Genomic DNA, 13,360 nt, shown 5'->3' with positions numbered 1-13,360 from the left:
AGCGGGGGCACGCTGCGCCGGAGTCCGACCGTTCTGCCCACGGGCGCGTTCTTCGTCCGCCCCCCATCCCGGAGCCGTCTCCATGCCGCGCCTGGTCGCCCTCTACCGCGCCCTCAACGTCGGGCGCCGCCGGATCGCCAATGCCGACCTGGCCCGACTGCACGAGGCGGCGGGGCTCGCGGACGTGCGCACGTTCCTCGCCTCCGGGAACGTGGTCTTCCAGGCTCCCCGAGGTGGGCGTGAGGCGCTGGCCCGTCGCCTGGAGGCGGCTTTCGCGGCGGAGACCGGATTCGTGAGCGAGGTCCTGCTGCGCGACGCGGAGGAGCTCACCGCCGCCATCGCCGCCAACCCGTTCCTGGACGGCGGACGCGTCCCCAAGCTCGTGCACACGCTCTTCCTGCGGGACGCGCCTCCGCCCGAGGCCGTGGACGCGGTGCGCGCCGCGCACCAGGGGCCGGAGGAGTGGGCCGTGGTCGGGCGCGAGGTCTTCGTGCACTACGTGGACGGATCGGCGCGCAGCGCGCTGGACCTGTCGGGCTTCGGCATGGGCACCGCACGCAACGCGAATACCGTGGAACGCCTGCTGGCGCTGGTGCAGGGCTGAGCGCGGATCGGCACGGCACGTCGGGGCGGCGCACCGCGCGCACGGCAGCGCTCGGCTCGAGATGCCGCCGCCGCGTCCGTGTCCGGGTCCACGCCGGAGGTCCGGTCCGAGGCGGGGTCGGTGCCCGCCCGTTGACCGGGCACCGGGCGCGGTCGAGCTTCGGAGGTGCGACCGGCCGGGCCGGCGCCGCTCGCGCGGACGCCGCACCCGGGCCCGTCCCCCACGGTCCGCTTTCGCGGACGTCCCGTGCGCCGGCCCTTCCGGGCGGCCGCGGAGCGCCCGACCGGTGCTCCGACCCGTGGAGGAACGATGTCCGACGACGCGCGCGATCCGATCACCGAGGCCGCGCTGGAGTCCTTTCCCGCCAGCGATCCCCCGGCCTGGCCCTCCCGACCCAACCCCGAAGCACGCGCGGCCGACGGCGCCACGACGGCCGAGTTCCTCGTCTCGCTCAACGACGCGCTCGCCGCCGAGCTGGGAAGCCTGCTGCGCGGCATCCACGACCTGGGTCGCGCGGAAGGGCCCGTCGGCCAGGCCGTGCGCGCGCTGCTCGAGCCGCATCTGGCGGACGAGCTGGCCCACGCGCGCTTCCTCACGGAGGTCATCGTGGATCTGGGCGGAGACCCGACGACCCAGCCCACGTCGTTCCTCAAGCCGGAGGGCGCCCGTCCCATGCTGGAGTCGGCGCTGCGCTCGGAGCGCGAAGACGCGCGGCGATACGACGGGCAGGCGCACACCGCCGAGGAGCTGGGCCAGGTCGAGCTGGCGTTCCGCCTGCGCGCCATGGCGGCGGACGAGGCACGGCACGCGCGGCAGATCGAGCGGTTCCTGCGCGGGCTCTGACCGCGGGGAGCCCCCGCGGGCTCCCCGGATGACCCGCGGCCCCTGCGATTCCTACGACGCCGGCGCCGGCATGGTCAGCAACGCGGCGTAGAGATCGATCGCGTACCAGAGGTTGGCGATGCGCAGGTTCTCGTCCGGCGCATGCTGGTTGTTGTCGTGGTTGGCCACCGGAACGTTGATGGCGGGCTTGCCCGCGACGTCCGTGAACAGATGCAGCGGCAGGGTCCCGCCCATCCCGGGCGAGAGGATCAGCGCATCTTCCCCGAAGGCCCGGTCGGCGGCGTCGGTCGCCGCGCGGATCACCTGCTGCACGTAGGGGTCGGCCATCTCCGTGCGCGCGGCCGGCGAGCCGCCGCCTCCCGTGACCTTGGCGATGTGCGGGTAGCGCAGGCGCGTCTCCATGTCCGGTTCCTCGGACACCACGTGGTAGCCCTGGCGCTCGATGTGGCGCACGATCAGCTGCCGCATATGCTCCGGATCATTTCCTTTCACCAGGCGGATGCCGAGTGCGGCCACCGCCTCGTTCGGGATCACGTTCGCCGCCAGCGCACCGGTGTTGGCCGCGCTGAGCCCGCGGATGGTGAGCGCCGGCAGGAGCAACCGCTCGGGAAGGCTGGCCGGCTCGCCTTCGGTCCAGGCGAGCCCCAGCTCGCGCTTGAGCTCCGGATCGTAGTCCGGCATGGACTCGAGCGCCGCGCGCTCCTCCGGCCCGAGCGGCGCCACGCTGTCGTACCAGCCCTCCACCAGCACCTCCCCGTCCGGCGCCTTCATGGACGCCAGCAGGTGCGCGAGGAGGTTCCCGGTGTCGGGGGCCCAGTTGCCGTAGTGGCCCGAGTGCAGATTGCGCGTGGCGCCGTAGACGGTCACCTCCATCCCCATGGCGCCGCGCACGCCGAACGTGAGCTGCGGACGACCGCTCTGGTGGGCCGGTCCGTCGAAGAACAGCCAGATGTCCACTTCGTCGATCTGCTCCGCCATGCGCTCCATGTAGCGGCCCAGGTTCGGCGAACCCGCTTCCTCCTCGCCGTCGAGGAAGAAGATGAGGTTGGACGTGGGTTGCACACCGGCCTCCCGGAAGGCGGCCAGGACGGGCAGGATGGCCGCGATGGGGGCCTTGTCGTCCCCTGCCGAGCGGGCATACACGCGCCATTCGGGATCGACGGCCTCGCCCGACGCCGGGAGAGGGCGCGGCGTGCCGCCGGCCTCCATCGAGGCGGTATAGAGCGTGGGCTCGAAGGGCGGGTGCGTCCATTCGTCCGGGTTGACCGGCTGGCCGTCGTAATGCACGTAGATGCCGAGCGTGCGCGTGGCGTTGGGCACGCGCAGCTCGCCGTACACCAGGGGCGCAGCCCCCTCCAGCTCCACCAGACGGGCCTCGACGCCCGCGGCCTGCAGCTGGTCGCGCACGTAGCCACCGGCGCGGCGGATGTCCTCCAGGTCGCGGGCGCGATTGGGATAGGTCAGCAGCTCCACGAAGTCCGAGAGGATCTCGGCCTCGTGTGCCTCCCGCCAGGCGCGGGCCACCTCGGGTCCGCGCTGCGCCGCCACGGGGAAGGGGGTCAGGACGAGCAGCGCCGCGGCGAGCCGGAGCCGGAAGGGGATCATCAGGACCTCCTGGGCGAGCGAGCGGATGGGGAAGGCGGGACGGACCTCAGAACACGAGCGTGTGCGTGTACTTCACCGTGAGGGTGCGGGCTTCCTCGAAAGGACGGCGGGGCAGTCCCACCACGTCCCGATCCAGGTTGAGCCCCTCGTTCCAGACGAACCAGAGGTCCTGGCCCTCGCGGAAGTTGTAGCGGAAGCGCGCGTTGGTGCTGACCTGCCCGCTGAGCGAGTTGTACTGGATGAAGGCGTTCATGGAGGCGCGGGTGTCGACCGCCGCCTGCGCGCGGAGACGAAGCAGGTTGGAGTCGAAGGACTGCTGGCGCTCGTCGAAGCGGATGCGGTTCCACTCCCACCCGCCCCCCAGCTCCAGGTGCGCGCTGGCGGGCCAGGTGAAATCCGTCTCGACGCCGACCCGGGTGCCGTCGTAGAACTGGCCTCCGCGCAGGGTCAGGTTGGGACGGACGGTCCAGCCGCGGGCGGAGCGCAGCTCCAGCGCTCCCTCCGTGGCCCAGTAGGTCCCGGCCGGGATCTGCGCGTCGTCGGAGAGCGCGAAGGCCAGGGGCACGTCCTCGTAGAGCGTGGTGGTCGAGAGCTTGATGGACGAGCCCGGCTTGGTCTCGAGCTGCAGGAACGGCAGCAGCTGGCCCGTATCCACGCGGTCGTCGGCATTGCGCACCCAGACGTTGTTCTGCGCGCCCAGCCAGACGCGCCGCAGTCGCGAGGCCCCGGTGGGGAACCACTGGTAGCTCCAGTCGCTCTGCCCCCGCACGAAGTCCGAGCGCGGCTCGAATCCGATCCCGGGATCGTAGCCCGGACCGGACCACGTGAGGGCGTGCTGATAGCTGAGCCCCTCCACCTGCCGACGCGTCCAGTCCAGCACCAGGCGCGCCGCGTCCAGGCCGCCCGGGAGGCCGTCGCGCACCGCGTCGCCCCCCTGCAGCGTCTGCAGCCACTTCAGCGTGACGTATTCGTTGCCGAAGAGCCGGAAGAGGCCGTCCACGCCGTAGGTGGCGTTGTAGCCCCCGTCGGCGTCGATCCGGCTGGTGGCCATCGCGCCCAGGAACGAGTTGGCGTTCAGGACGCGGCGGCGCAGACGCAGCACGCCGAAGTTCTCGGCGGCCAGGTTGTCGAGGCCGGCCGTCTGCATCTCGATCAGGCCTACGTCCCAGGCGCCGAGGCGCCCGACCAGGCGTGCGCCACCCAGGATGCGCACGGGCGCGCCGTCCGCGAGTCCGATGCGGCGGGAGTAGAAGAGCGTGCCGCGGTCGGCCCCGGTCTCGAACTGGAAGATGCCCGCCCGCTCCTGGAAGAAGGGCCGCTTCTCCTCGAAGAACAGGGAGAAGCGCGTCAGGTTCACCTGCTGCTGGTCGGCTTCGACGGCCGCGAAGTCCGTGTTGACGGTCAGGTCCAGCGTGAGGTTGGGCGTCGGATTGATCTTGAGGTCCCCGCCGAACTCGACGCTGCGGTCCGATGTGCCCAGGAACGCGCTCTCGTCGCCGGCCAGCACCGTCCCGCGCTCGGCGGAGCCCAGGGCATAGGGACTCAGGTAGATGGGCGTGCGAGGCGCGACATCCCGCAGGCGCACGTCCTGCCAGACGGACACCTGCGTGTACGGGTAGCTGCGGGGAATGGCCGGGTACGTCCACCGATCTCCGCGCGCAGGCTCGTACGCATAGACCATCATGCCCATCACCACGGAGCCGTCGGGGCCACTCTCGAAGCGCAGGCTGGAGAACGGGATGCGCATCTCCCCGTGCCACCCGTCCTCGGTGATCCGGGTCTCGAGATCCCAGAACGTGTTCCAGGCGTTGTTGCGCGGACCCAGCCCGCCGCCGCCGCCGTCCGCCTGCTGGCCGTCGCCGGTGATGGACATGTCCATGCGCGTGCCCAGCGGCATCCCCACGAACCGCAGCGCGTTCTCGTTGTCGTTGAACGTGTCGAGGAGGATGCCGAAGCTGTCGTCGCCGCTCCACCGGTCGCGCGTCAGGGAGAACGCGCGGATGTCGCGCGCGTCGGTGTGCCAGAAGCGAGCCGCCACGTACAGGGCCTCGTCGTCGTAGGCCACACGCAGCTCGACGCGCCGTTCGGAGTCCCCCCGGAACGTGGGTTCGTACATGGTGAGCACGAACGGCGGGATGTCGGCCCAGGCGGCCTCGTCGCTCGGGCCGTCCAGCGTGACCGGCCCGCCCAGCCGCGGCAGATCCACGATCCCCTGGGCCTCGGGTCCTCCGCCGGGGGCCAGGCGGCCGGGCAGCGCCTCCCCGGGCGCGGGCGAGGACAGGCCGCCGTCCTGCGCGTGCGCGGAGCCGGGAAGGGCCGCGAGGCCGGAAAGGACGGACAGGACCGCGGCGGGGGCGAAGCGGCGGAAACGGCAACGAAGTGCATCGATCATGGCGGGCGCAAAGTGACGGGCGGGACCGCCGCGACGCCAGGGGCGGCAGAGCGGGCAGCGTCGATCCGCCGGGTGTGCCGCGACCCCGTACGCGGTTCCGGGCTGCCGGAAACGACGGCGGGGCGCCGACCCCCGGTCGGCGCCCCGCTCGGCGATCCGCGATGGGGCGCTCCGCGCCCGCTCAGAACCTCCCGCCCGCGGCCTTCCAACGCTCGTAGCGGAGCCGGAGCGTGGTGACCGGGTTGGCGTTCTCCTGCGGCTGGATGTCCTGGTCCGTCACGTTGATGAAGAACTCGCTGGAGGCCCCGGGGATGTCTCCCGGAGTGGCGCCCAGGATGTAGGCCACGTGCGACGTCTTGTGCGTGCACGGGGCCTCCAGCACCGGGTCGGTGGTGCAGGTGCAGCGGGAATCGCCACCGGCGGCGTCCGCCGCCTCCATCGCGGCCATCACGCGGTCCGCGAGCGAGCCCGTCTCGGCCTTGAAGGCGGCCACGGCCTGATGCACCACGTCGTCGGAGGCCAGGATGTTGCCCTGGACCGAGAACGTGATGCCCAGCTCCGGGATGCTGTCCGCCTGCCAGAGCGAGGCCTGCCCGTTCCCGCTGCCCGAGTGCCCGGCGCAGCGGCCCTGCAGGTCGATGATGCCGAACTGGCGGCGCTGGAAGTCGGGATCCTCCGACAACATGTCGATGATCTGCTCCGGAGCCGTGCCCTTCTGCAGCTCGCGGTAGATCAGCGTCTGGTTCTCCCGCGTGCGGTCCACGCCGGCCTGCGCGGCGGCCACACCGACGCCCGGGATGACGATGGCCTGGATGTCCATCAGTCCGCGGGCGGGGAAGTTCAGGAGCCGGTCCTGGGGCACACAGGTGGCCGACGCGATGACGACGCGGCCGGTGCGCTGGTCCACGGCGATGACGGACCAGGTGGCGGAGAGCGAGACGGGAAGGAGGACCGAAGCGACTGCGGTGAGGAGGGCCGTCCGCGCGAAGCGGTGGGGCCGGGGGGCCCGAAGGCCCCCGCGGCCCGCACGTCGCATCAGCACGACACGCAGCGGTGGTTGTTCTTGGATCCCAGCTTCTCGAGCAGCTCGAGCGCCTCGGGCCAGGGCTGCACGCGCTGCACCGGACCGTTGGCCATGTCGGCCGCGGTCTGGTCGCGCCGGCTCACCACGGTCACATCGGCGCCGTGATCCGCCAGGTACTGGATCAGCTCGACATCGCCCCGGGCTGCCGCGTGATGCAGCGCGCTGTAGCCGTTGTGATCGCGGGCGTTGATGTCCGCACCCAGCTCCTCGACCAGGTAGCGCACGGCCGGCACCCACCCGTCCGGCACGTGCCGGTGGGCGTTGCCCGCGAAGCCCTCGCCGTACCCGACACCCGAGGCGGCGTGGATCGGGTAGACGGCCGGACCGCCCACGGGAACGGGGGGCAGGCCCGACGGATCGTTGTCCCCCACGTCTCCCTGGTCGGACTCCCCACCCCGGCGGGCCGGCACCTTCTTGGTCGGGATGTTCGGGTCGGCGCCGTGCTCGACCAGCAGCTTCATGGCCGGCACGTCGGTGGCGTAGGCGGCGCGCCAGAACGGCGTGGCTCCGGCCACGTCCACCTGCAGCAGGTCGAAGTTGTAGCCCAGGAACCAGAGGTGCTTGGTGAGCCGGACGTTGGGGTCCGCTCCCGCCTCCAGGAACGTCCGCATCATCTGCATGTAGCCGGCCTTCTGGTTCATGTAGGCCATCTGCTGCGGATAACGCGACTTGGGCGCCCAGTGCGTGTTGATCACCGCGAACAGCGGCGAGACGCCCGCGTCCGTGGTGAGGTTCACGTCGGCGCCGCGGTCGAGGAGCTCGAGTCCCAGGTCGAAGTACCCGTTGATGCAGGCCATCACCAGGGGACTCGTGTGGTCGCCTCCGGTGACCTGGTTGATCTCGGCCCCGGCGTCCAGGAGCGCGTGGGCCACGTCACCGAAGCCCTGGCGGACGGCGTAGTGGAGCGCCGCGAGCCCACCCTGTCCCCCGACCAGCTGGCCGTAGGACAGCGGCTCCACGTCCTCCTGCATGCGCTGGGGCAGGTACTCGCCGTCCTGACCCGGCTGGCCCTGTCCGCGCTGCGCCGGCTGCTGCTGCCCGCGCTGCTCCCGCTGGGGGGCTTCCGCGGCCGGACGACCCATCCGCTCGGCGTAGGCCGCGCGCACGCGCCGGTTGCGCGCCACCTGGGCGGCCCGGTCACGCTGCGCCCGCTCGGCGATGTCGACCACGCTCGACGTGAGGCCCACGTCCGCGCCGGCCGCCAGGAGCGCCTTCACGGTCGGAAGCCGGCCGGCCGCCGCTGCGAACATGAGCGGCGTCTGACCGAAGGCCTCGTCGGTGGCGTCCACCTCCGCACCGGCCGCCACCAGCGCCTCGATGGCTTCGGCGCTGGTCGCGGCGGCCGCCATGTGGATGGCCAACGCTCCACCCGTGCTGGTGCGGGCCGTCACGTCGGCTCCCGCATCCAGCAGGGCCTTCACGATGACCGCGTCCCCGCTCCGGGCCGCGAGGTGCAACGGCGTATAGTTGCCGTTGCGCGTGGTCGCCGACGCCTCCGCGCCCGCGTCCAGGAGCAGGCGCACCAACGCCTCGTCTCCGCGCTCGGCTGCCCAGTGCAGGGCGGTCATGCCGTCACCCTGCGGCACGTTCACGTCCGCGCCCCGCGCCAGGAGCGCCTGCACGGCGTCCACCTGACCTCGCATGGCGGCGTCCGCCACCGGGGACTCGGGACCGGTCGCGCCGAGCAGGACCACGGCCATGAACGCCACCATCCAGGCGCCGCTCCACCGGCGCCGCATCGCGCGTGTACTCATCACAGGGTGCCCTGGCCGTCGAGGCCGTCGTTGACGGTCGCGTCCCGGAACTGGAACTCGCCCGTGCTGTCGCCGAAGGACTCCTCCTCCAGCCCCAGCTTGTGCATGAGGGTCAGCATGACGTTGGCCATGGGTGTGCCCGCGGCCGCGCGCACGTGCAGGTTGCCCTGCATCTGCCCATTGGCGCCGCCCATGATCAGGAGCGGGCAGCGCTTGTGGTTGTGCACGTTCGGGTCGCCCATCGGCGATCCGTAGACGATCATCGTCTTGTCCAGCAGGCTCGTGCCGCCCTCGTCCAGGTCCGCCAGCTTCTGCAGGAAATAGGGCAGCATGCTGACGTGGTAGCGGTTGATCTGGGCGAAGTCCTCGATCGCCTTCTCGTTGTTCCCGTGGTGCGAGGCCGGGTGGAACGGCTTGTCCACGCCGCTCTCCGGGAAGACCCGTGCGGACGAGTCGCGGCCCATCTTGAACGAGAAGGTCCGCGTCATGTCCGACGCGAAGGCGAGCGCCTGCAGGTCGAACATCAGCTTGACGTGCTCCTCGAAGGAGTCCGGCACGCCGGCCGGCGCCTCGGGGAGGTCACGCAGCTCGCCGCTGGTGTTGTAGGCCTCGACCAGCTGGATGCGGCGCTCGAGCTCCCGGATGTTGTCCAGGTAGCGCTCCATCCGGATCCGGTCTCCCGAACCCAGCTCGCGGTTGAGCTGCGCCACGCGGCCCGCGATGAAGTCCAGGATGCTCTTGTTCGTGCGCCGACGGCTCGCCCGCTCCTCCGGCGTGCCGCCTGCTCCGAACAGCATGTCGAACGCGACCCGCGGATCCCGGATCATCGGGAGCGGCTCGGTCGGCGACGCCCAGGAGATGGTGTCCGTGTAGACGCAGGCATAGCCGTACGCGCAGCCGCCCGCCTGATCGATGTTCTCGATGCAGAGCTGGAGCGACGGGATGGGCGTGTCCTGCCCGAACTTGTGGGCGAACTTCTGGTCCATGGACGTGCCGGCGTAGATGTCGGAGCCGACCGTCTGGTGCGGGTGCGCCTGGGTCAGGAACACCGCGCTGGACCGGAAGTGGTCGCCGCCGATCTCGGGTGTCTCGAACGCCTCGGCGTTCCGGACGTCCGTGTCGGAGACGATGGTCAGGTAGTTGCGCCACGGGTCGAGCGAGCTCAACGACGTGGGAGAGAGGTCGAAGGCGCTGCCGGTCGCCGCGGGGGACCAGAAGTTCTGGGCCGCGCCGTACTCGCTGGCTCCCGCCGCCCCGTGCACCATCTCGATGGCGACCAGGCGGGTCTTGTCGAGCTCGGCCGCGGCGTTGCCGAAGAGCCGGCCCGCCGGGAGCATGGCATCGAGGAACGGCAGCGAGACCGAGACCCCCATGCCCTGCAGGAACGTCCGCCGGGCGATGTGCTTGCCGGTGAGAATCGTCATCTCTTCTATCTCCTTCAGGTCTCGGTTCGGATCAGTTGCCGGCGGGGGCGTCCGCGGTCGTCGCGGCGGCCCGCTTGAAGCGGAAGGCGTCGGTCATGATCACGCCTTCGATCAGCGACTCGAGGCGGTAGTCGTCCTTGGCGGCCTCGGCGACCACGGCGCGGACGGTCGGCATGTCACGCGCCTCGATACGGCGTCCCAGGGCGTACGCCATGAGGTTCTCCGTGAACGAGCGCGCCACGGACTCCGGTCGACGCAGCAGCGCGTTGCGCAGGCCCTCCACGCCCTCGATGGTCGAGCCGTCGTAGAGGGTGCCGTCCGCCTCGACCGGCGCACCGGCGTCCTTGATCCGCCAACGGCCCGTCACGTCGTAGTTCTCCAGGGCCAGGCCGATCGGGTCCATCATGATGTGGCAGGCGTTGCAGGTCGGGTTGGCGCGATGCTGCTCCATGCGCTCGCGCACCGTCAGCACGCGGCCCTCCGACGCCGTCTCCTGCTCCTCGAGCGTGGGGACGTTGGGCGGCGGCGGGGGCGGCGGGCTGCCGAGCAGCACCTCCATGACCCACTTGCCGCGCAGCACCGGCGACGTGCGGTCCGCGTGCGACGTCAGCGTCAGCACCGAGCCGTGTCCGAGCAGGCCACGCCGCTGGTCGTTCGGGTACGAGACCATGCGGAATTCGTCCCCGGACACACCCGGGATGCCGTAGTGCCGCGCCAGGCGCTCGTTGACGAACGTGTAGTCCGCCGTGAGCAGATCGAAGAGGCTGAGCCCTTCGGCGCGCACGTGATTGAAGAACAGCTCCGTCTCCGTGATCATCGCGTGCGAGAGCTGTTCGTGATAATCCGGGAACGTCAGCGGATCGGGATGGACCTTGTCGAGGTCGAAGAGACGCAGCCACTGGTAGGCGAAGCGCTCTCCGAGCGCATCGGCGCGTGGATCGTCGAGCATGCGCTCGGCCTGCGCGCGCAGGACCTGCGGATCGCCCAGCTTCCCGGAGTGCCCCAGCTCCACCAGCTCCTCGTCGGGCGGCGTGCCCCACAGGAAGAAGGCGAGGCGCGTCGCCAGGTCCAGACCGCTGATCTGGTAGACGTCGCCGGCCTCCACCGCGTGGGTGGGCTCCTCGAAGCGGAAGACGAAGTCCGGGCTGGCCAGGACCGCCTGCAGACCGGTGCGCACGCCGAATTCGAATCCGCGCTGGTCCGCGCCTTCGCGATAGATCTTCATGAGCGGGTCCACGTCCGCGTCGGTCACCGGGCGGCGATACGCTTCGGCGGCGATGCGGGCGAGGATCTCGCGGGCGCAAGGCTCCTCCTCGCTGCCCTGGCCGGGATGGCAACTGAAGATGCGCGCGCGCACCGGCGTCTCGGACACGCCGGTCACGTTGTACGGGCCGGTGATGGCCAGGTCCTGCAGGTGGGGCAGGCTCGTGATGCCGTAGGAGTAGCCGATCTTGTGGTCGGCCACGCTCCACTCGTGGGGACGCAGCACGTCGTCCACGGGGCCCTCGGCACGGCGCAGGAACGCAGCCGACACGCGGTGCGGTCCAGCGGTGATGGCGATGGGCTCCGACAGCAGGTTGGCGCCGTTCGGGTCCTGCACGTGCATGAAGCGGTCGATGTCCAGCAAGGCCTTGCGCTCGCCGTCCACCGAGATCTCGATCTGTTCCTCGAACGGGGAGGTCTGACCGAAGAAGTTGCCCGTGGACTCGGTGATGAACGACATGCGGAAGGTGTACTCGCCGTCCGCCGGGAAATTGTGGATCACCGAAAGCCCACCGCGCGTGCCGAACGGAGCGCCCTCGACGCGTTCCCGCTGCTCGGCGTAGCGCGAGATCTCATAGGAGGTCTCGGCCGGCGTGGCGCGTGGATCGCCCACCGCCATGCGCGCGATCTCGCCCGCGGCCGTCAGGTAGGCCTCGATCAGGGTCGCCGAGAGCACCTGCGCGTCCGCGATGTTGTCGAAGCCCGCGCTCATGGTCTCGGGCGGCAGGAACGCGTCCGCGTCGATCTCGAGACCGAACAGCTCATGGATCGAGCGCTCGTACTCGGCGCGGTTGAGCCGCTGGAACGGCCGGTAGCCCGGATCGGGATCGGCGGCCGCGGCGCGGTCCAGGCGGGTTTCGAGGGTGCCGGCGAGGGCCGCCAGCACGGCCTCCTCGGGACGGCGGGCGCTCGAGGGCGGCATCATTCCCGCCCGCAGCTTCCGGATGATCTTCTCGCCGACCTCGGGATCCGCGTCGATCGCCGAGGCGTCGAAGCTCGCCAGCGAGAGGTTGCCGCGCAGCGCTCGATCGTTGTGACAGCGCTGACAGAACGCCTGCACGGTCTCGTTGGCCGCGTCCACGGACATCGTGTCGGCCGGATGGGTCGACGCCACGACGGGGGAGGGGCCGGATCGTGCAGTCAAGCCGCCGAACGCGAACAGCGCGGCCAACAGCGTGGTGACGACAGCGGCGGGGGCGATTCTGCTCATTCGCTCCTCACGGAAGCCAGCGGGAACTGGCGGGTACTTCGGTGCCACCCGGGGCCCGATCGCGGGACCTGGGGACAACCGGTATGACCTGTCGATACCCTTTGAGAATAAGGGCTTGCGGCGTTTCGGGCCAGCATCGCCTACCCGCAGGAGGGGTGCCGCGGGGGAGCCTCGCCACGGGCGCCGCGGGTGCGGCTGGCCGGGGGCGCGGTGGGGCACTACCGTGTGGGGGCCTCCCGCCGGCCCCAAAGGCCGGGGCGGCGCCGTTTTCGCCCGTTCCAAGGAGCCCCGCATGACGTCCGGACGCTGTGTCGCCCTCGCCCTGGCCCTCGGTGGCCTGCTCCCGACCGTTGCGCTGGCGCAACGCCCTGATGCCGCCGAGATGGAGCGGCGCCTCCAGGAGGAGCTCAAGGCGCCCCGTCCGATCGAGGCCGGCAGCTCGGTCTGGCTGGAGGAGCTGACCTGGATGGAGGTCCGCGACGCCCTGGCAGCGGGGACCCGGACGGTCATCATCCCGACCGGAGGGATCGAGCAGAACGGGCCGTACCTCGCGCTCGGCAAGCACAACTACGTGCTGCAGGGCGCCTGCGCCGGGATCGCCGAGGAGCTGGGCGACGCGCTGTGCGCCCCGATCGTCAAGTACGTCCCGGAGGGGGACATCGACAACCCCAGCGGCCACATGCGCTACCCGGGCACGATCAGCCTGCGCGAGGAGACCTTCCGCCAGATGCTGGACGACATCGGGAGCAGCCTGAAGGCCCACGGGTTCGAGCACGTCGTCTACATCGGGGACAGCGGCGGGAACCAGCGGGGCATGCAGGCGGTGGCCGAGGCGCAGAACGCCCGGTGGGGAGAGGAGGCCCACGCCCACTTCATCCCCGAGTTCTATCGCTACGAGGACGCGTTCGCGTACATGGAGAACGAGCTCGGGATCAAGGAGCCGACGAGCGACGGCATCCACGACGACTTCGTCATCACCTCCCTGATGATGGTCACCGATCCCAGCACGGTCCGATACGACCAGCGGGTCAAGGCCGGCAAGGCCACCATCAACGGCCTGAGCATCGCGCCCAAGGACAAGACGGTGGAGATCGGCCAGCGCATCATGCGCTTCCGGGTGCAGGAGACCGCCAAGGCCATCCGGGCGGCGCGGGGCTCCTAGCCCCGACCGGCCCGCGACA

At 71.0% G+C, this 13,360-nt stretch carries 9 protein-coding genes; 3 read left to right on the top strand and 6 right to left on the bottom strand.

What is annotated here, in order from left to right; genetic code table 11:
- Nucleotides 1-82 precede the first annotated feature (82 nt).
- Nucleotides 83-604: a DUF1697 domain-containing protein gene (locus tag R3E98_09865; protein MEZ4423706.1), complete on the top strand. Its 522-nt coding sequence runs from the start codon at nucleotides 83-85 to the stop codon at nucleotides 602-604.
- Nucleotides 605-913: 309 nt separating this feature from the next.
- The gene (locus R3E98_09860) at nucleotides 914-1,447 is read left to right on the top strand and encodes a ferritin-like domain-containing protein (GenBank protein ID MEZ4423705.1); all 534 of its coding nucleotides are present in this window, start codon (nucleotides 914-916) and stop codon (nucleotides 1,445-1,447) included.
- A 51-nt stretch (nucleotides 1,448-1,498) separates the two neighbouring features.
- On the opposite strand, the gene R3E98_09855 is transcribed toward R3E98_09860, so the two are convergent.
- The 6 genes from R3E98_09855 to R3E98_09830 form a co-directional block, all read right to left on the bottom strand.
- Nucleotides 1,499-3,052 carry a M20/M25/M40 family metallo-hydrolase gene (locus tag R3E98_09855; GenBank protein ID MEZ4423704.1) on the bottom strand — a complete coding sequence of 518 codons (1,554 nt, stop codon included), beginning with the start codon at nucleotides 3,050-3,052 and terminating at the stop codon, nucleotides 1,499-1,501.
- Nucleotides 3,053-3,098: 46 nt separating this feature from the next.
- The gene (locus R3E98_09850) at nucleotides 3,099-5,444 is read right to left on the bottom strand and encodes a DUF5916 domain-containing protein (GenBank protein ID MEZ4423703.1); all 2,346 of its coding nucleotides are present in this window, start codon (nucleotides 5,442-5,444) and stop codon (nucleotides 3,099-3,101) included.
- A gap of 181 nt (nucleotides 5,445-5,625) precedes the next feature.
- On the bottom strand, nucleotides 5,626-6,480 hold the full coding sequence (locus R3E98_09845; GenBank protein MEZ4423702.1) for a DUF1028 domain-containing protein: 855 nt from the start codon (nucleotides 6,478-6,480) through the stop codon (nucleotides 5,626-5,628).
- Nucleotides 6,480-8,282, bottom strand: coding sequence for an ankyrin repeat domain-containing protein (locus tag R3E98_09840; protein MEZ4423701.1), 1,803 nt, complete (start codon nucleotides 8,280-8,282; stop codon nucleotides 6,480-6,482). Before R3E98_09840 ends, R3E98_09845 begins: the two co-directional genes overlap by 1 nt.
- Nucleotides 8,282-9,706: a DUF1552 domain-containing protein gene (locus tag R3E98_09835; GenBank protein ID MEZ4423700.1), complete on the bottom strand. Its 1,425-nt coding sequence runs from the start codon at nucleotides 9,704-9,706 to the stop codon at nucleotides 8,282-8,284. The genes R3E98_09840 and R3E98_09835 overlap by 1 nt, the downstream gene beginning before the upstream one ends.
- Nucleotides 9,707-9,737: 31 nt before the next feature.
- Complete coding sequence (locus R3E98_09830) at nucleotides 9,738-12,179, bottom strand: DUF1592 domain-containing protein (GenBank protein ID MEZ4423699.1); 2,442 nt, start codon at nucleotides 12,177-12,179, stop codon at nucleotides 9,738-9,740.
- A gap of 292 nt (nucleotides 12,180-12,471) precedes the next feature.
- On the opposite strand from R3E98_09830, the gene R3E98_09825 reads away from it, so the two are divergent.
- A complete protein-coding gene (locus tag R3E98_09825) occupies nucleotides 12,472-13,341 on the top strand; it encodes a creatininase family protein (protein MEZ4423698.1) in 870 nt (289 codons plus the stop codon).
- The last annotated feature ends 19 nt before the right edge of the window (nucleotides 13,342-13,360 follow it).

Source organism: Gemmatimonadota bacterium (assembly GCA_041390125.1).
Lineage (GTDB): Bacteria > Gemmatimonadota > Gemmatimonadetes > Longimicrobiales > Gaopeijiaceae > JAGQIF01.
This window is presented reverse-complemented; position numbering and strand designations above follow the sequence as displayed.